The following is a 17,805-nucleotide window of genomic DNA, read 5'->3' on the forward strand; positions in this document are numbered from 1 at the left end:
CCCGGCCGCACCACGACGAGCGGGACCCGCCGGTAGGCTGGGGGAGTGACGATCCGGCTCTACGACACCCAGGCGCAGGCGCTCCGCGACTTCGCGCCCGTCGACCCGTCGAACGTCTCCATCTACGTCTGCGGCCCGACCGTCCAATCAGGGCCGCACATCGGGCACGTCCGCGCCGCGCTGGGGTTCGACGTCCTCCGCCGCTGGCTCGCCCACCGGTACGACCGGGTGACCTTCGTCCGCAATGTGACCGACATCGACGACAAGGTCATCGCGAACGCGACGCCCGACGAGCCCTGGTGGGCGCTGGCGTACCGCATGGAGCTCGAGTTCTCGTCGGCGTACGCCGCGGTCGGCGTCCTCCCGCCGACCTACGAGCCCCGGGCGACCGCGTCCATCCCCCAGATGCAGGAGCTCATCGAGCGCCTGATCGACGCCGGCCACGCGTACGCGGCCGAAGGCGACGTCTACTTCGACGTGCGCTCCTGGCCCGCCTACGGCGCCCTGACCCATCAGTCGATCGACGCCATGGAGCCCGCCGCCGACGCCGATCCGCGCGGCAAGCGCGATCCTCGCGACTTCGCCCTGTGGAAGGGCGCCAAAGCAGACGAACCCGCGGATGCCGCATGGGCGTCGCCCTGGGGCACCGGCCGGCCGGGCTGGCACATCGAGTGCTCTGCGATGAGCAGGCGCTATCTCGGGCCCGAGTTCGACATCCACGGCGGCGGCCTCGACCTGCGCTTCCCGCATCACGAGAACGAGCTGGCGCAGTCCGCCGCGGCCGGAGACGCCTTCGCGCGCTACTGGGTGCACAACGGCCTCGTCACCGTGGGCGATCAGAAGATGTCGAAGTCGCTCGGCAACTTCCTCCTCGCCTCCGACGTCCTCGCTCAGAACGACCCGCTGGTCGTGCGGTACGCGCTCATCGCCGCGCACTACCGCTCGAGCCTCGACATCTCGGAGACGACGTTCACCGAGGCGCGGGCGGCGCTGGATCGCATCCGATCGTTCCTGCAGCGGGCGATCCGGCAGCGCGGCGGCTCGTTCGGCTCGTTCGCGTCGGACCTCCCCGCGAGCTTCGCGGCCGCGATGGACGACGACCTCGGCGTTCCTCAAGCTCTCGCCGCCCTCCACGACGCCGTGCGTACGGGCAATGCCGCCCTCGACGCCGGTGACGACGACGCGACGGAGATCGCCCTCCGTCAGGTGGCGGCGATGGCCGACATCCTCGACATCGACCCGACAAACGCGAAATGGAGCGCACCCGTGGCGCGCTCCGCAGCAGGGGCGCTGCACCGCCTCGTCACCACCATGATCACTCAGCGCGCGGATGCCCGCGCGGAGAAAGACTGGGCGGCAGCCGACCGCATCCGCGACGCAATCGCGGCGGCCGGCCTCGTCCTCGAAGACGGTCCCGACGGGACCCATTGGAGTCTGAACAATGGCTAAGCCTGGAAACCCCTCCGCAGGACGCGGCAAGAAGGGCCCCCTCAAGGGCACCGGCGGCAAGAACCGTCGCTCGCTGGAGGGTCGCGGCCCGACCCCCAAGGCGGAAGATCGCGCCTGGCACCCCGCCGGCAAACGCAAGGCCGCCCAGGAGCGATTCGCCGCGGCAGGCGGCAAGTCCGCCCCCCGACAGGGCAACGTGAACCGCTCCCCGAAGTCGAAGGCCGATGACACCGAGACAGTCACGGGCCGCAACAGCGTGCTCGAGGCGCTCCGCGCGAAGATCCCCGCGACGGCCTTCTACATCGCCCAGCGGGTGGAGATGGACGACCGCGTCAAGGAGATGCTGTCCATCACGACGCACCGCGGCATCCCCGTCCTCGAAGTCACCCGTCAGGAGCTCGACCGCATGGCCGGCTTCGACGGCGTGCACCAGGGCGTCGCCCTGAAAGTGCCGCCGTACGAGTACGCGCACCCCCAGGACCTGCTCGAAGAGGTCATCGACAAGGGTCAGCTGCCGCTGTTCGTCGCACTCGACGGCATCACCGACCCCCGCAACCTCGGCGCGATCATCCGGTCGACCGCGGCGTTCGGCGGCCAGGCCGTCATCGTGCCCCAGCGCCGCTCCGCCGGCGTCACCTCGGCGGCATGGAAGACGAGCGCCGGCGCTGCCGCGCGCGTCCCCGTTGCGATCGCTCCGAACCTGACCACGACCCTCAAGGAGTTCAAGAAGCAGGGCGTGTTCGTCCTGGGACTCGACGGCGGAGGCGACGTGTCGCTGCCGGCGCTCCAGCTCGCCGACCGCCCCGTCGTCATCGTGGTGGGCTCCGAGGGCAAGGGCCTGTCGCGCCTGGTCACCGAGACGTGCGACCAGATCGTCTCGATCCCGATCACCGCGGCGACCGAATCGCTCAACGCCGGCATCGCGGCATCCGTCGCGCTGTACCAGGTCACCACCCTCAGAGCCGCCGCGGAGTGACAGCCGGGGGATAGTGTCCGCATAGGGAGTGTTGCCACACTCGCAGACACAACCGAAAGGACACCCCCCATGTCACGCATCGCTGTCATCGGCGGCACCGGCTACGCCGGCGGTCACATCGTCACCGAGGCCGTCACCCGCGGTCACACCGTCGTCGCCGTCTCACGCAAGCTCGCAGCCGAACGCGTCGAGGGTGCGACATACGTCGAGGGAACGCTCCTCGACGCGCCCGCGCTCGTCGCCGAGCTCGAGGGGGTCGACGTCGTCGTCTTCGCGACCTCGCCCCGCGGCGACATGGCCGGCAAGATGCGCGAGTCGATCGCCCAGGTCGTCGCGCTCCTCCCCGACACGGTTCGCGTCGGCGTCATCGGAGGCGCGGGCGGCAGTCTCGTCGCCCCCGGTGGTCCGCGTCTGATCGACACGGACTTCCCTGACGAGTTCAAGCCCGAGGCACTCGAAGCCATCGGCATCTTGGAAGACCTCCAGGCTGACGACAAGGGCCACGACTGGTTCTACATCCACCCCGCCGGAGGGTTCGGCGTGTGGGCTCCCGGAGAGCGCACCGGCTCGTACCGCGACGGCGGCGATGTGCTCGTCACCGATGAGAAGGGCGAGTCCTTCATCTCGGGGCCCGACCTGGCGGTCGCCATCGTCGACGAGATCGAATCGCCCCAGCACAGCCGGGAGCGCTTCACCGTCGGTTACTAGACGAGATCGCGCCAGTCGACGTCCTCGTCCGCCTCGCTGACGGGGACGTCGCCGGTGATCACGGGGAGCGCGGAGGTCTCCGTCGGCGGCCCCATGACTGTCGCCTCGTCACGGCGATGGCGGAGCACGTCGTCGATGTACGACGACAGCACCTCGGCGATCGGGATCGACCGACCGCGCGCCTGCGACATGTACCAGCGGTGCTCGAGCACCTGGTGGAACACCTCGGCCGGCTCCAGCTTCGCGCGCAGATCCCAGGGGATCGCCTTGATCACGGGTTCGAAGACGCGGGTCAACCACTCGTGAGCGACCATCTCCTCGTCGCTGCCGAGGCGTGACACGCGCGCGGCGAACTCGTCCATGTCGTTGAGCAGCCGGCGGGCCTGATTCTCCTGGACGTCGAGTCCGGTGAGCCGCAGCAGTCGCCGCTGGTGGTGACCGGCGTCGACGACCTTGGGCTGGATCAGGACCGTCGCGCCGTCGGCCGTACCGTCGATGGACATCTCGCCGATGTCGAATCCGAGTCCGTTGAGGCGCTGCACCCGCTCGGTGATGCGCCAGGTCTCGTCTGCGGCGAACACCTCGGTCTTCGTGAGCTCGTTCCACAGCGACCGATACGACGACATGATGCCGTCGGCGATCGCCACGGCGTCGATGCCGCCTTCGAGGCGGCCGCCCGCTTCGAGATCCATGATCTCGCCGGCGATGTTGGTGCGCGCGACGTCGAGGTCGTGCTCGCGCTGTCCGCGCGTCAGGCCGCTCTCGTGCAGCTCGCCCGTCTCGGCGTCGACCAGGTACGCCGCGAAAGCTCCGGCATCCCGTCGGAAAAGCGTGTTCGACAGCGACACATCGCCCCAGAAGAAGCCGACCGTGTGCAGCCGCACGAGAAGCACCGCGAGGGCGTCCACCAGGCGGTTGGCCGTGTCGGGGCGGAGCACCTGGGTGAACAGTGCGCGGTAGGGCAGCGAGAACTTGAGGTGCGCGGTCACGAGCGCTGCGGGCAGGGGCTCGCCCTTGGGCGACCGCCGTCCGTCGATCACCGCGACGCGACCGACGCAGGGAACGTCGAGACGGGCGAGGGAGCCGAGCATCTCGTACTCGCGACGGGCCATCTCAGCCGTCGTCTCCTTCACGGCCACCACGCGACCCGACAGGTTCGCGAACCTGACGAGGTGGCGAGAGAGGCCTTTGGGCAGCGACACGATCGTCTCGCTCGGCCATTCACCCAGCGGGGTCGACCAGGGCAGGGCCAGGAGACCGGCGTCGACGCTGCTGGCGGTGATGCTCAGAGAGGTGACCACTCGTGGGCCTTCCGGTGACGCGCCGCGGCGCGGGAGGTCCGAGGACCTACCCGCGCCGCGACACTGCTGCTGATGACGATCAGGCCGAAGCGATCGCCTTGTCGTTGAGACGCTCGCCCGACTCGAGGTCGAAGGCGTGGACGTGACCCGGCTTCGCAGCCAGGGTCACGGTCTCGCCCGCGTTCGGGTGGTTGCGGCCGTCGACGCGGGCGACGATGTCGGCGCGCTTTCCGTTGATGTCGGTGTGACCGTAGAGGTAGCCGTCAGCGCCGAGCTCCTCGACCAGGTCGACCTGCACCGTGAGGCCCTTGCCGTCGGAGGGTCCGACCTCGATGTCCTCGGGGCGCACGCCCACCGTGACCTGGCTGCCATGGGCGCGGCCCACGGTGTCGCGGTCGAGCGGGACGACCTCGGTGCCGAAGCGGACGCCGCCCTCGGCCAGGTCGGCCGGGAACAGGTTCATGGCGGGGGAGCCGATGAAGCCGGCGACGAACACGTTGTTCGGCTTCTCGTACAGGTCGCGGGGCGTGCCGACCTGCTGGAGGAGACCGTCCTTGAGGACCGCGATGCGGTCACCCATCGTGAGGGCCTCGGTCTGGTCGTGGGTCACGTAGACCGTCGTGACGCCCAGGCGACGCTGCAGCGACGCGATCTGGGTGCGCGTCTGGACGCGGAGCTTGGCGTCGAGGTTCGACAGCGGCTCGTCCATGAGGAAGACCTGGGGCTGACGGACGATGGCGCGGCCCATGGCGACGCGCTGACGCTGACCACCTGAGAGAGCCTTCGGCTTGCGGGTCAGGTACTCCTCGAGGTCGAGGAGCTTGGCTGCCTCGAGAACGCGGGTGGCGCGCTCTTCCTTGCCGATGCCCGCGATCTTGAGCGCGAAGCCCATGTTCTCGGCGACCGTCATGTGGGGGTAGAGCGCGTAGTTCTGGAACACCATCGCGATGTCGCGGTCCTTCGGCGGCACATCGGTGACGTCGCGGTCGCCGATGCGGATCGAGCCGGCGTTGACCTCTTCGAGGCCCGCGAGCATGCGCAGCGAGGTGGACTTACCGCAACCGGAAGGTCCGACCAGGACGAGGAATTCGCCGTCGGCGACCTCGAGGTTCAGCTTGTCCACGGCAGGGCGAGTGCCACCGGGGTACAGGCGGGTTGCGTTGTCGAATGTGACGGACGCCATCGTTTCTTCTCCTTCACCGGCAGGTACGTGCCGGACGATCCGTTGTGAAGCGAGCGGGGGTCTCCCCGCACACCCATCATTGGGTGCGTCTTCAGTATGGCATGATGCGCCGGACGGCGGCACACGGTGGTCGTGCGCTGTCCGTCGCGTCCCGTCAGCGTATTTCCAGCCCGCGTGGCTACCATCGATAGGTCCGGCACGCCCGGGCGTCAGGCCGCGATCCGGCCGCTCCACCGAACACCCGAGGTTCCATGTCCACTGACTCTGGCGAGCCCACGCCGGCTGCACCCGACCGACGCGAGGCCGTACGAGAGAAGGCCCAGCTCGTTCGAGCGCGCCAGTCGCGTGCCCGTCTCGCACGCCGGATCGGGCTGAGCGCCCTGGCAGCGGGAGCCGTCGCGGCGATCGTCGCGGTCGTGGCGTGGTCGGTTATGTCGACGATGGGTGGGCGCGATCTCTCGCCCGAGAACATCACTGCCGACGGCTTCGCGATCGATTCGGTCGCCGGCGCGACCTCCGATCAGGCGGTCATCACCGACCCGAGCCCGACTCCCGAGGGCGAAACGAAGCCGACGCCCACTCCCGACCCGAGCGCGACCACCGCCGCACCCGTCGACATCCGGGTCTACGTGGACTACCTCTCGCCCGGCGCGCGCGAATGGCACCTCGCCAACGTCCAGCAGTTGTCGACCTGGGTCGACGAAGGCGCGGCGACGCTGACGTATCACCCGGTCTCGATGCTCACGGCGAAGTCGAACGGCACGAAGTACTCGCTTCGAGCCGCCGCGGCATCCGCCTGCGTCGCCTCGCACGCCGAAGACGTCTACTTCGCATACAACAGCGAACTCCTGTCGCGGCAGCCGGCCATCGATTCCGACGGCTTCAGCGACGCGGAGCTCGCCGACATCGCGCAGGCGATCGGCGCCGCGGACCCCGACGAGGTGCGCAGCTGCATCGAGGACGGCGACTTCATCGAGTGGGCGAAGGATGCCACCGAGCGCGCGATCGAGGGGATCCCCGACACCGACGGGCTCACCCTCACCGGCACGCCGATGATCCTCGTCAACGGTCAGCCGTACATGGGCGTTCTGACGGATGCCGCAGAGTTCTCGCAGTTCGTGCTCACCAGTGCGAGCGACCGGTTCTACAAGGAACAGGCCGAGCTCGCGACGCCGACTCCCACGCCGTCCGCGACACCGTGACCGCAGCGCCTTGTCGGTAGACTGGGCGATCTTGCCGGCTTGGCGCAATTGGTAGCGCACCGTACTTGTAATACGGGGGTTGCAGGTTCAAGTCCTGTAGCCGGCACCGAGACCGCGGACGCGTCCGCCGTTCACAGCCCGCCTTCATAATTCTGCGCCGAGGCCCATAGGTCGAAGTCGTCAACGGCCGGCTTCGCGCGCACGAACGCCGTGTCCACAACGCCCTCGGGAGTAAGCAGGCACTGCAGCTCGTCGAGTTGATCTCCGGGGGCCATCGGATCGTCGAGGGGAACCGACAAGTACCAGAGGTCGTCTGGTCTGAACGCCGTGCGGACCTCCGAAGACAGGAGTTCCGATCGAACGAACTGCGAGGCTGGACCTGGTCCAGCCTCCGACGCCTTCGCGACGCAGTCCGCGATCATCTGCCCTGTGTCGGGCTGCACCGGCCCAGAAGTGATCGAGGGTGACGGTGTCGGTGCATTTGATGGCGATGCGTCGATTCCCGCCTCAGAAGTGATGGAGGGTGACGGTGTCGGTGCATTCGACGGCGATGCGTCGATTCCCGCCTCAGAGGTGATGGAGGGTGACGGTGTCGGTGCATTCGACGGCGATGTGCCGGTATCTGCTACGCAGCCGGTCAGAGCCATTGTCGCAAGAAGGACCATGGCGATGGGAGCCGCGAGGCGGGGGTGCATTGCGCGAGAGTAACTCACAGCGGTCTCCATCCGAAAGGCTCCGCGCCGCGGACGAGGCTCTCGATCCGGGAGTCCCTGTGAGAGTTGCTACCTCTGACGACTCGCCACGAGTACCATCCGATCACAGGACAGGCGGCATCGCGTGGGGATATGCGGAGCGTGCGGCGACGAGAGGGGGACGACATGAACAAGGTGCTCGGTATGGCGGGCGGAGTGGTCCTCATCGTTATCGGTCTCGCTCTCCTCGTCCTGGTGCAGGTCAACATCTATGCCCAGATTGATCGAGTCGACCGCGAAGGGGGCGGCGGAAACCTCTTCGCGCCAGACGTGTTCCCGCTCGGCATCCTGGGCCTGGTGGCCATCGTCCTCGGGGTGGCGGTGCTGGTCTTCACGCGCCGCCGCGCCCAGCCGGCGAGTACGGTCGGCGACTGAGCGTCCCCCCGGCTCGGAGGCCCACCGCGGCCTGAGGCGTGACCCGGCGGCGCCAGGTCCACTCGGGTCGATCGTCCCGCGCCGTCGCTCCGCCCCGGACCCAGACGCGGTCTATCGGGGGGCCCGTCACCTTCCCGGGGTCGTCCAGTGCGCTCGCGTCGGAGATCCGTTGACACGAAGATGAACGTTCACTATCGTTGCTCGCACCCAGAATAGTGAACGTTCACTATAGGGACGCACGTCAAGCAAAGGAGCATCATGCGTCATGGTCAGCGCCGCCGAGCGGCATCCTTCATCGCCTTGGGCAGCGTTGCTGCCGTCCTGGTCTCGGGATGCGCCGCCGCCGATTCGAGCGGCTCGGGTGAGGAGAAGGTCACCCTGCGATTCAACTGGTGGGGATCCGATGCGCGTCACGCCCTGACGCAGGAGGCTATCGACCTCTTCGAGAAGGAACATCCGAACATCACCGTCCAGGCCGAGTACTCCAACTACGCCGACTACTGGAACAAGCTGTCGACGGGTGCCGCCTCGGGTGATCTTCCCGACGTTCTGCAGATCGTCGACCCTTTCATGTACTCGTACATCGACAACGGCCAGCTCCTGGACCTGACCACGGTCTCCGAGCAGCTCCCGCTCGACGGATTCACCGAGCAGGCGCTCTCCTTCGTGGAGACGGATGGCGGGATCTACGGCGTGCCGGCCGGACTCACCGCGTTCGGTGTGTCGGCCGATCCGACCCTGTTCGAGAAGGCCGGGGTGGAGTTCCCCGATGACGAGACGTGGACGTGGCAGGACTGGATCGACATCTCCGCCGACATCACGAAGGCGCTGCCCGACATCGAGGGGAGCGCGCTGCCGCTCGACGAGCAGACCTTCACCGTCTGGATCCGACAGCAAGGCGAGGATTTCTGGAACGGCGACTCCACCGACGTCGGATTCACCGCCGAGACGGCCACCGCGTACTGGGAGTGGCTGCTGGACCTGCGGGACAACGGCGGTGTGCCGAGTGTCGAGGAATCGATCGAGCGGCAATCGGCAGGCGGAAGCGTCGAGCAGTCGGCCATCGGTACGCAGGTCGGAGCCATGCAGATCGGGCTCAGCGGACAGCAGGCTCTCCTCGAGGAAGCAGTCGGACACGAAGTCGGACTTCTCTTCTTCCCGGGCGAGGCGGAGGCGGAGTCGACGGGGATCTTCTCCAAGCCGGGGCTCTTCTACGGGGTGTCGGCGGGCAGCGACCACCCGGAGGAAGCGGCCATGCTCGTCGACTACCTGGCGAACTCTCCCGAGGTGGGAGAACTGTTCAAGTTCGACCGCGGCGTTCCGGCCAACGCCGACGTTCTCGAAGCGATCACGCCCGAGCTCAGTGAGGCCGAGCAGCGCGTCGCGGAGTACATGCAGCGCATCGAGGAGCAGGATCCGGCACCGTTCTCGCGCGCCAACATCGACGCGGGTGCGATCGCATCGCCGACGTTCGCCCGCCTCAACCAGGACGTGCTCTTCGACCGTCTGACCCCGAAGCAGGCGGCGGAGCAGTTCATCGCCGAGCTTCGCGCCGAGATGTGACGTCGCCGTGACGAGGGGGGAATTCGATCAGAGCCGCGCGGCCGACGGCGCACCGATGGCGGCTTTCCGCCGCCGGCTTCCCGGCATCGTCTACGGCGGCGACTACAACCCCGAGCAGTGGGGCCCGGAGACGTGGCGCGAGGACGTCGAACTCATGCGACGCGCTCGGGTGCGCCTGGTGAGCCTCGGAGTGTTCTCGTGGGCGGCGCTCGAGCCGCGCGACGGCGAGTTCGATTTCGGCTGGCTCGACGAGGTGATGGGACTGCTCGGTGACGCGGGTATCTCTGTGAACCTGGCAACACCCAACGCCGCGCCCCCGCCGTGGCTCGCTGAGGGGCATCCCGAGACACTGCTCGTGGAGCGCTCCGGAACGCGAGTGTCGATCGGGAGTCGCGGACACTTCTGTCCGTCGTCGGCGGTGTATCGCGATCGCAGTCGCCGCATCGCACGTGCGCTCGCAGAGCGGTACGGCTCGCATCCGGCTCTCGCGATGTGGCACATCGGCAACGAGTACCACGCCCACTGCTTCTGCGACCTCTGCGACGCTGCCTTCCGAGAGTGGTTGGCGAGTCGGTACGAGTCTCTGGCTGCGCTCAATGAGGCGTGGGGGACGATGTTCTGGAGTCAGCGCTACAGCGAGTGGAACCAGGTCCACGTCCCCCGCCCCGTGCGGGGGAGCGTCAACCCGGCGCGCGAGCTCGACTTCTCGAGGTTCGTGTCGGACGTGCAGGCCGACCTCGTGCGGGCGGAGCGTGCGATCCTCCAGGCGGCGACACCCGGCATCCCGACGACGACGAACCTGCTTCAGAACTATCCGCTGGGGGATTACCGGAGGTGGTCAGACGCCTGGGACGTCGTCGCGTTCGACTCCTACCCCGACCCGGGCGTGCCCGGGTCTCACGTCTCCGCCGCGCTCCAGTTCGACCTCATGCGCTCTCTCGGCGAGGGGCGGCCATGGATGCTGATGGAGCAGGCTCCGAGCGGTGTCGCCCAGTGGCGGGTCAACGTCGCGAAGAGCCCCGGCCAGATGCGACAGGGATCGCTCCAGGCAGTCGCCCATGCGGCGGATGCCGTGATGTTCTTCCAATGGCGCGCGTCGCGCGCCGGACACGAGAAGTTCCACTCCGCGATGCTGCCCCACGGTGGCACGCAGACCCGCACCTGGCGGGAGATCGAACAGCTGGGCGCGGAGCTCGAGCGTCTCGAGTCCGTCGCCGGTTCCGAGACATCCGCCGACACCGCGATCGTGTGGGACTGGGAGAACTGGTGGGCGGTGGAAGGCGTCGCCCATCCGCGCAACGACGTGGACTACCGGGCGCTCGTCCGGGAGTACCACTCGTCGTTGTGGCGGCGGAACATCGGCGTCGATGTGATCGGCTGGGAGGGCGATCTTTCCCGCTACCGCGCGATCGTCGTTCCCAATCAGTACCTGCTCTCCGAAGACCGGCGGGCGGCGCTGCAGCGCTACGTCGAGGGCGGCGGGCACATCCTCCTCGGCAGCTTCTCGGGCATCGTGGATGAGAACGACCGCGTCCAACTGCCCGGTTACGCGCCGGGCCTCCGCCCTCTCATCGGCGCACGGATCCTCGACCTGGCCGCTCGTCCTGACGGCGAAGTGCTGGCGCTTCGGGCACCCGGCGGCGTTCCGGCGGCCCCGGGGCGTCACGCCACGCGCTGGCAGGAGGAGCTCGCGCTCGACGAGGCGACGGTCCTCTGGGAGTACGCGGACGGCGACCTCCTCGGCGAACCCGCCGTACTCGTGCATCGCTGCGGGCTCGGTCAGGTGACCTACCTCGGGACCGAGCTCTCGCCGGAACTGTTGGATGCGACGATCGGCGATTTCCTCGCCGAGGCGGACGTCCGCGCGCCCCACGCCGCACCGGCGGATGTCGAGGTGGTGGAGCGACGGAACGGCGAGGAGACGTTCACCTTCTTCCTGAACCACCGCGGCTCGCCGGTCGACGTGCCGCTGGCGGGCGGCGGCCTCGACCTGCTCACCGACTCGACCTACGCCGCGGGATCGATCCTGACGCTTGCCGTGCGAGGCGTTGCCGTCATCCATGCCCCGCTCCCTTCGAAGGAGAAGACCCCCTCATGACTGTCACCGCCCCCGCTCCGCGGGCGACCGCCGCGCCGCGGCGACCCGCCCGTTCCCGCATGAAACGCGCCGAGGAGCGCGCGGCATGGAGCTTCCTCGCGCCCTGGGCCATCGGCATCGTCGCGATCACCGTCGGCCCGATGATCGCCTCGCTCTACTTCTCGTTCACGGACTACAACCTGCTCAGCGCACCCGAGTGGCTCGGCCTCGACAACTACGCGAAGATGCTCGCCGATACGCGGTTGCACACCGCGCTCGGCGTCACGTTCCTCTACGTCCTGATCGGAGTCCCCGCGCTCCTGATCGTCGCGCTCGCGCTCGCGCTGCTGCTGAACAAGGGTGTGCGCGGTCTCGCGTTCTACCGTTCCGTCTATTACCTTCCCTCGCTGCTGGGAGGCTCGGTCGCCGTCGGCGTGCTGTGGCGTCAGGTCTTCGGCAAAGAGGGGCTCGTGAACCAGTTCCTCGCCCTCTTCGGGATCGAAGGCCCGGGCTGGGTGTCGAACCCCGACACCGCGCTCATGACGATCATCGTGCTCCACGTCTGGACGTTCGGCGCGTCGATGGTGATCTTCCTCGCCGGTCTGCGTCAGATACCGGAGGAGTACTACGAGGCGGCCGCGATCGACGGTGCGAACGAGTGGCGTCAGTTCCGGCACATCACCTTGCCGCTGCTCACGCCGATCATCTTCTTCAACCTCGTGCTGGGCGTGATCAATTCGTTCCAGACGTTCACACAGGCTTTCGTCGTCAGCGGCGGTACCGGCGGTCCGTCGGATTCGACGCTGTTCTATTCGCTGTATCTCTACGACCAGGCCTTCGGCGGACGACTCAACATGGGTTACGCCTCTGCGATGGCGTGGCTGCTGCTCGTGATCATCGCGGTGTTCACGGCCATCAACTTCTACTTCTCCAAGCGATGGGTGCATTACGGTGACCGTTGATCTGCTCGAAGAGACTGTGACCCCTCCGAAGCCGGATGCCGTGGGCGGACGGATGAGGCCGCGCCGCCGGGTCGGACGCGTCCGGGCGATCGTCAAGCACGCGCTGCTGATCGTCTTCGGCATCGTGATGATCTATCCGCTCCTGTGGATGGTGTCGAGCTCGTTCAAACCCGACGCGTTGATCTTCCGTGACCCGTCGCTTCTGCCGGCAGAGATCGACCTCAGCCACTATCCGAACGGATGGGAGGCGCTCTCGCACCCGTTCAGCCTCTACCTGATGAACTCGGCGATCATCGTCCTCGGGAGCCTCCTGGGAAATCTGCTCACCTGCTCGATGGCGGCGTATGCCTTCGCGCGGCTCGAGTTCCGGGGGCGTGGCATCGCCTTCGCGGTCATGCTGATCACCCTCATGCTCCCGGCTCAAGTGGTTCTCATCCCGCAGTACGTGATCTTCGCGAACCTCGAGTGGGTCAACACGTTCCTTCCGCTGATCGTGCCGAAGTTCCTGGCGACCGACGCGTTCTTCATCTTCCTGATGGTGCAGTTCTTCCGTGGGCTCCCGCGGGAGATCGACGAGGCAGCGAAGATCGACGGGGCCGGGTACTGGCGGATCTACTTCGGCATCCTCCTGCCGCTGTCGGTCCCCGCCCTGGCGACGACGGCGATCTTCACGTTCATCTGGACGTGGAACGACTTCTTCTCGCAGCTGGTGTATCTCACCAAGCCGGAGATGATCACCGCGACGGTGGCCCTGCGCAACTACGTCGACTCGACGAGCGGTGCCTCGTGGGGATCGCTGTTCGCGATGTCGGTGGTGACGTTGATCCCCGTCTTCCTCGTGTTCCTCTTCGGTCAGCGCTTCCTGATCCGAGGCATCGCGACGACAGGTCTGAAGTGAGCGAGCCCTCGCGCGCCGGAGCGGCCCTGCCCGGGTTGTGGGCGGACCCGAACATCGCGGAGTTCCATGGTCGCTTCTACATCTACCCGACGACCGATGGTGTCGCGGAATGGGGTGCGACCGAGTTCTTCGCATGGTGGTCGGACGACCTGCAGACCTGGCATCGCACCCCGGAGCCGGTGCTGCGCCTCGGGCCCGGGGGCGACGTCCCGTGGGCGTCCGGAAAGGCCTGGGCTCCCACGATCCTCGAGCGGGACGGGACCTACTTCTTCTACTTCTGTGGAATGGATCCACGGCGAGGAGATCACTGCATCGGCGTTGCGACCGCCGATTCCCCGCTCGGTCCGTTCATCGCCGATCCCGAGCCGCTCGTCACGAACACCGAGGAGGTTCGGGTCGGTCACGCGATAGATCCGGCGGCGTTCGTCGACCCGGTCACCGGGCAGGCGTACCTGTTCTGGGGGAACACCGATGCCATCTTCGCCGAGCTCACGGATGATCTCCGAGGCATCCGGCCGGAGACGCTGATGAAGCCGGCGGGTCTGGAACTGTTCAGCGAAGGCATCTTCGTCAACTATCGGGAGGGGATCTACCACCTGACCTATTCGATCGGAGACACGCGCTGGAAGGAGTATCGGGTCGGATACGCGACGGCGACGAGTCTCTCGGGGCCCTGGACCTATCGCGGTGTCCTCCTCGAACAGCGCCCCGATGCAGGGATCTTCGGCACGGGACACAGTTCCATCCTCCGCGTCGAGGGAACCGACGAGTGGTACATCGTCTACCACCGCTTCGCCGGTGCCGACGGTGACGGGATGCACCGCGAGACCGCCATCGACCGGCTCGACGTCGATCCGGTGACCGGGCTCATGCGCGCGGTGACCCCCACGCGGGGCGGCGTCGTGAGGCCGGTCGTGCGTGCCGCTCCGGACCGCGCACGCCGCTAGTCTGGGGACACATCGGCGACGCTCCGAGCCGTCGAAGGGATGCAGGACATGACCGAGGCTCAGCCGCGAGACGCGAAGCGACCGACCATGATGGAGGTCGCGCGGCTGGCGGGGGTCTCGCATCAGACGGTCTCCCGATATCTCCGCGCGGAAGGCGGCCTCCGTCCGGCGACGAGGGAGAGCATCGACCGCGCGGTGAACGAGCTCAACTACCGGCCGAACCTGGTTGCCCGCTCGATGCGGACCCGCCGAACCGGACGCCTTGCCGTCGTTCTGCCGCGCATGACGTACGACCCGGCGCGCATGGTGGCCGGGGCGGCCGCCGCTGCGGCGGAGGCCGGCTTCGGGATCGAGGTGGTGAGCGTCGGCGGCGCGGCGGAGCGCACGCAGCGCGCGCTGGAGCTGGCCGATTCAGGTCAGGTGGAGGGCGTGCTGTCTCTGTCGCCGCTTGCGGGGTCGTCGTCGGCCGCGCACACCGCGGTGCCGGTCGTCGTCAGCGACGACTTCGACGAGGAGATGCGCGGTGTGAGCGCCTTGGCCGACGCCTCGCCTGTCGTCGAGCTCGTCGCGGGCCTCGCGGCCCAGGGCCACACCCGTTTCGCCCATGTGGCAGGAGCGCCCCAGTTCGCCTCGGCGCGAGCTCGCGCCGACACCTTCACTCGCGCGGTGCAGGAGGCCGGACTCGAGGTGACAGCGGTGTACGAGGGTGACTGGAGCGGTGAATCGGGAATCCGCGCGGTTCGCGCGATGGATGAACGGCACCGTCCGACCGCCGTGATCGCCGCGAACGACGTGGTCGCAGCCGGTGTCATCCGGGGCGCGTGGGAACGCGGATGGACCGTGCCCGGAGATCTCAGCGTCACGGGCTGGGACAATCACGTGCTCGGGCAGTTCGGCGTGCCGAGCCTGACGACGGTCGACGTGGACCTCGAAGGTCTCGGGCGCAACGCGATGCGCCGTCTCATCGCAGCGGTGCGCTCGAACGCGCCCTCCGGGGAGCCCGAGCCCTTGCTGACGGGCGTCGTCTGGCGGGAATCGACCGCGCCACCGTCGATCGGCTGACCCGGCTCGTCGGCGGAGGGGCCAGGCTCAGTCGGGGGTCTCGTCGGTGTCGGTTCGAGGTGACACGCGAACTTCGGCGATGCGTCGGCGATCCATCGCGGTCACCTGGATGACCGCCCCGTTGACATCCACCGTGTCGCCGGTCACGGCGAGGCGTCCGAGACGTTCGGTCACGAAGCCGGCCACCGTGTCGGACGAGCCGCGGGGGAGCTCCACGCCGGTGCGCTCCTCGAACTCCTGCAGGTTCAACCGCCCGTCGACGAGGCCTTCGGCCGAGGCGGGCACGGCGGCGGGGTCGTACTCGTCGAAGATCTCGCCGACGACCTCCTCGACCAGGTCCTCGAGCGTGACGATGCCGTCGGTGCCGCCGTACTCATCGACGACGACTGCGATCTGGTGGCCCTCCGCGCGCATGCGCGTCAGGGTGGGCAGAACCCGCGCCGTCGACGGGAAGTAGGAGATCGGGCGGAGGACGCGCGTCAGCGACGATTCCGGCTCCACCGCGACGAGCTCGAACAGGTCGCGGACATGCACGAAACCGGTGATGTCGTCGATCGACTGATCGGCGACCGGGTACCGCGAGAACGGGAGCTCCCGCACCTGGAGGACGGCCTCGGCGATCGTCGCCGTTTCGTCCAGTGCCGTCACCTCGGGGCGGGGTCGCATGACCTCGCTGATCTGCCGGCCGCGGAGCGACAGCACATCGTCGAGGATGCGCCGCTCGTCCTCGGGAAGACCTTCGTGGGTCGCGACGATGTCACGGACCTCTTCATCGCTCAGCTGCTCGCTCGCCTTGTGCGGATCGCCGCCGAGCAGGCGCACCAGCGCGTTGGTCGACACCGACAGCAGCCAGATCACCGGTCGCATCACGAGGGCGAACCGGTCGAGGATGGGCGCGATCGCGTAGGCGAACTGAACGTTCCGCTGGATGGCGAGTCGCTTGGGCACGAGCTCACCGAGCACGAGGGAGAGGTACGCGATCATCAGCGTGAGGACGAGCGTCGCGATCGTGAGCGCGAGCGGCTCGGCCGCCCCCCAGACGACGAAGAGGGGGGCGACCGAGGGTGCGATCGAGGTGGCGCCGTACGCCGCCGACGCGAAGCCGGCGACGGTGACACCGATCTGAACGGCGGAAAGGAAGGTGTTCGGGTTCCGCGCGAGCGCGGCGACCTTCTCCCCCCGCTTCCCGCGGGCGGAGATGGCGTTGATCTGACTCTCACGAAGAGTGACCAGCGCCATCTCCGTGGCAGCGAAGACGCCGCCGACGAGGACGAAGATGAAGACGAGTGCGATGTTCCAGAGGAGATCGCCGCTCATCGCGGCGAGTCCTCGGCCGTCGTGATCTCCTCGCCGCGGATCTCATCGCGGTTCTTCTTGGGGCGGTCGTTGCGGGTCTTGTAGAGACTCGCGATGGTGGCGACCGTGATGGTCGCGAGGATCACGAGTAGCGAGAGCCAGATCGGGATCTCCGGAGCCCACAGCATCGGCTCGCCGTTGTTGATGAACGGCAGCTCGTTGACGTGCATCGCGTGGAGGACGAGCTTCACGCCGATGAAGGCGAGGATGACGGCCAGGCCCTGGGCGAGGTACACGAGGCGCTCGAGGAGGCCGCCGATGAGGAAGTACAGCTGGCGCAGGCCCATGAGGGCGAATGCGTTGGCCGTGAAGACGATGTACGCCTCTTCGGTCAGACCGTAGATCGCGGGGATCGAGTCGACCGCGAAGATCAGGTCGACGAAACCGATCGTGATGATGACGAGGAGCATCGGCGTGACGAACCGTCGGCCGTTCTTCTTCACCGTGAGCTTGTCTTCGTGGTAGTCGTCGGTCACCGGGAGGTGGCGGCGGACGAACTTCATGAAGCGGCCGTTGGCCGGGTCGGACTCACCGTGGGCGAACGCCTGGCGGTACGCGAGGAAGAGGAGGAGGGCGCCGAAGATGTAGAAGACCCAGGAGAAGTTGGCGATGAGGGCCGCACCGATCGCGATGAAACCACCGCGCATGATCAGTGCGATGACGATGCCGATCATCAGCACTTTCTGCTGATAGATCTTCGGGACGGCGAACCCGGTCATGACGATCAGGAAGACGAAGAGGTTGTCGACGGACAGCGCCTTCTCGGTCAAGTAGCCGGCGAAGTACTCACCGCCGTACCTCCATCCCGACACCATGCCGATCCCGACGCCGAACAGCAGCGCGAGACCGATGTAGAAGGCCGACCAGCGAGCCGACTCGCCGATGGACGGCTCGTGCGGCTTCCGCACGTGGGCGAAGAACTCGTAGACGAAGAACGCGATCGTGACCGCGATCGTAATGCCCCAGATCAGAGGGGTGATATTCAAGGTTGTAC

16 protein-coding genes and 1 tRNA gene are annotated in these 17,805 nt (G+C 67.6%); 12 read left to right on the forward strand and 5 right to left on the reverse strand.

Going from position 1 to position 17,805, the window contains the following annotated elements:
* The first annotated feature begins 45 nt into the window (after positions 1-45).
* From cysS to ACJJV7_RS03440, 3 genes are all read left to right on the forward strand, one after another.
* Positions 46-1,449 carry a cysteine--tRNA ligase gene (gene cysS / locus ACJJV7_RS03430; RefSeq protein ID WP_405372507.1) on the forward strand — a complete coding sequence of 468 codons (1,404 nt, stop codon included), beginning with the start codon at positions 46-48 and terminating at the stop codon, positions 1,447-1,449.
* The gene (rlmB, locus tag ACJJV7_RS03435; RefSeq protein WP_405372509.1) at positions 1,442-2,425 is read left to right on the forward strand and encodes a 23S rRNA (guanosine(2251)-2'-O)-methyltransferase RlmB; all 984 of its coding nucleotides are present in this window, start codon (positions 1,442-1,444) and stop codon (positions 2,423-2,425) included. Before cysS ends, rlmB begins: the two co-directional genes overlap by 8 nt.
* A 69-nt stretch (positions 2,426-2,494) precedes the next feature.
* Entirely contained in the window at positions 2,495-3,133 is a 639-nt protein-coding gene (locus ACJJV7_RS03440; RefSeq protein ID WP_405372511.1) for an NAD(P)-dependent oxidoreductase, read from the forward strand.
* On the opposite strand, the gene ACJJV7_RS03445 is transcribed toward ACJJV7_RS03440, so the two are convergent.
* On the reverse strand, positions 3,130-4,434 hold the full coding sequence (locus ACJJV7_RS03445; protein ID WP_405372513.1) for a DUF4032 domain-containing protein: 1,305 nt from the start codon (positions 4,432-4,434) through the stop codon (positions 3,130-3,132). The genes ACJJV7_RS03440 and ACJJV7_RS03445 overlap by 4 nt on opposite strands.
* Before the next feature lie 79 nt (positions 4,435-4,513).
* Positions 4,514-5,617 carry an ABC transporter ATP-binding protein gene (locus tag ACJJV7_RS03450; protein WP_405372515.1) on the reverse strand — a complete coding sequence of 368 codons (1,104 nt, stop codon included), beginning with the start codon at positions 5,615-5,617 and terminating at the stop codon, positions 4,514-4,516.
* Between the two features lie 251 nt (positions 5,618-5,868).
* On the opposite strand from ACJJV7_RS03450, the gene ACJJV7_RS03455 reads away from it, so the two are divergent.
* The gene (locus ACJJV7_RS03455) at positions 5,869-6,819 is read left to right on the forward strand and encodes a DsbA family protein (protein ID WP_405372517.1); all 951 of its coding nucleotides are present in this window, start codon (positions 5,869-5,871) and stop codon (positions 6,817-6,819) included.
* A 33-nt stretch (positions 6,820-6,852) separates the two neighbouring features.
* Positions 6,853-6,925, forward strand: a tRNA-Thr gene (locus ACJJV7_RS03460).
* 25 nt (positions 6,926-6,950) lie between these two features.
* On the opposite strand, the gene ACJJV7_RS03465 is transcribed toward ACJJV7_RS03460, so the two are convergent.
* Positions 6,951-7,514: a hypothetical protein gene (locus ACJJV7_RS03465; protein WP_405372519.1), complete on the reverse strand. Its 564-nt coding sequence runs from the start codon at positions 7,512-7,514 to the stop codon at positions 6,951-6,953.
* 183 nt (positions 7,515-7,697) lie between these two features.
* Here ACJJV7_RS03465 and ACJJV7_RS03470 point away from each other — a divergent pair, with 183 nt between their 5' ends.
* The 7 genes from ACJJV7_RS03470 to ACJJV7_RS03500 all read left to right on the forward strand — a co-directional run bounded on the left by ACJJV7_RS03470 (position 7,698) and on the right by ACJJV7_RS03500 (position 15,455).
* Positions 7,698-7,946, forward strand: coding sequence for a hypothetical protein (locus ACJJV7_RS03470; RefSeq protein WP_405372521.1), 249 nt, complete (start codon positions 7,698-7,700; stop codon positions 7,944-7,946).
* A gap of 258 nt (positions 7,947-8,204) precedes the next feature.
* Positions 8,205-9,509: an ABC transporter substrate-binding protein gene (locus ACJJV7_RS03475; RefSeq protein WP_405372523.1), complete on the forward strand. Its 1,305-nt coding sequence runs from the start codon at positions 8,205-8,207 to the stop codon at positions 9,507-9,509.
* Positions 9,510-9,564: 55 nt separating this feature from the next.
* Positions 9,565-11,607, forward strand: a complete 2,043-nt coding sequence (locus ACJJV7_RS03480; protein ID WP_405372525.1) for a beta-galactosidase — start codon at positions 9,565-9,567, stop codon at positions 11,605-11,607.
* Positions 11,608-11,666: 59 nt separating this feature from the next.
* Positions 11,667-12,548, forward strand: coding sequence for a carbohydrate ABC transporter permease (locus ACJJV7_RS03485; protein ID WP_405372624.1), 882 nt, complete (start codon positions 11,667-11,669; stop codon positions 12,546-12,548).
* 52 nt (positions 12,549-12,600) lie between these two features.
* Entirely contained in the window at positions 12,601-13,446 is an 846-nt protein-coding gene (locus ACJJV7_RS03490) for a carbohydrate ABC transporter permease (RefSeq protein WP_405372625.1), read from the forward strand.
* Entirely contained in the window at positions 13,443-14,393 is a 951-nt protein-coding gene (locus ACJJV7_RS03495) for a family 43 glycosylhydrolase (RefSeq protein ID WP_405372527.1), read from the forward strand. Before ACJJV7_RS03490 ends, ACJJV7_RS03495 begins: the two co-directional genes overlap by 4 nt.
* A 48-nt stretch (positions 14,394-14,441) precedes the next feature.
* Complete coding sequence (locus ACJJV7_RS03500; protein ID WP_405372529.1) at positions 14,442-15,455, forward strand: LacI family DNA-binding transcriptional regulator; 1,014 nt, start codon at positions 14,442-14,444, stop codon at positions 15,453-15,455.
* A gap of 27 nt (positions 15,456-15,482) precedes the next feature.
* Here ACJJV7_RS03500 and ACJJV7_RS03505 read toward each other — a convergent pair whose 3' ends face one another.
* Complete coding sequence (locus tag ACJJV7_RS03505) at positions 15,483-16,772, reverse strand: hemolysin family protein (protein WP_405372531.1); 1,290 nt, start codon at positions 16,770-16,772, stop codon at positions 15,483-15,485.
* On the reverse strand, positions 16,769-17,797 hold the full coding sequence (locus tag ACJJV7_RS03510; RefSeq protein ID WP_405372533.1) for a TerC family protein: 1,029 nt from the start codon (positions 17,795-17,797) through the stop codon (positions 16,769-16,771). The genes ACJJV7_RS03505 and ACJJV7_RS03510 overlap by 4 nt, the downstream gene beginning before the upstream one ends.
* Positions 17,798-17,805: the final 8 nt, after the last annotated feature.

The organism is Microbacterium sp. Ld4 (assembly GCF_045066555.1).
In the GTDB taxonomy this organism is placed as follows: domain Bacteria; phylum Actinomycetota; class Actinomycetes; order Actinomycetales; family Microbacteriaceae; genus Microbacterium.

Bases quoted from the DNA above. Each gene is read 5' to 3' on its own strand.
- rlmB (WP_405372509.1), top strand. From the start codon at position 1,442: ATGGCTAAGCCTGGAAACCCCTCCGCAGGACGCGGCAAGAAGGGCCCC.
- ACJJV7_RS03440 (WP_405372511.1), top strand. From the start codon at position 2,495: ATGTCACGCATCGCTGTCATCGGCGGCACCGGCTACGCCGGCGGTCAC.
- ACJJV7_RS03450 (WP_405372515.1), bottom strand. From the start codon at position 5,617: ATGGCGTCCGTCACATTCGACAACGCAACCCGCCTGTACCCCGGTGGC.
- ACJJV7_RS03455 (WP_405372517.1), top strand. From the start codon at position 5,869: ATGTCCACTGACTCTGGCGAGCCCACGCCGGCTGCACCCGACCGACGC.
- ACJJV7_RS03465 (WP_405372519.1), bottom strand. From the start codon at position 7,514: ATGCACCCCCGCCTCGCGGCTCCCATCGCCATGGTCCTTCTTGCGACA.
- ACJJV7_RS03470 (WP_405372521.1), top strand. From the start codon at position 7,698: ATGAACAAGGTGCTCGGTATGGCGGGCGGAGTGGTCCTCATCGTTATC.
- ACJJV7_RS03475 (WP_405372523.1), top strand. From the start codon at position 8,205: ATGCGTCATGGTCAGCGCCGCCGAGCGGCATCCTTCATCGCCTTGGGC.
- ACJJV7_RS03480 (WP_405372525.1), top strand. From the start codon at position 9,565: ATGGCGGCTTTCCGCCGCCGGCTTCCCGGCATCGTCTACGGCGGCGAC.
- ACJJV7_RS03485 (WP_405372624.1), top strand. From the start codon at position 11,667: ATGAAACGCGCCGAGGAGCGCGCGGCATGGAGCTTCCTCGCGCCCTGG.
- ACJJV7_RS03490 (WP_405372625.1), top strand. From the start codon at position 12,601: ATGAGGCCGCGCCGCCGGGTCGGACGCGTCCGGGCGATCGTCAAGCAC.
- ACJJV7_RS03500 (WP_405372529.1), top strand. From the start codon at position 14,442: ATGACCGAGGCTCAGCCGCGAGACGCGAAGCGACCGACCATGATGGAG.
- ACJJV7_RS03505 (WP_405372531.1), bottom strand. From the start codon at position 16,772: ATGAGCGGCGATCTCCTCTGGAACATCGCACTCGTCTTCATCTTCGTC.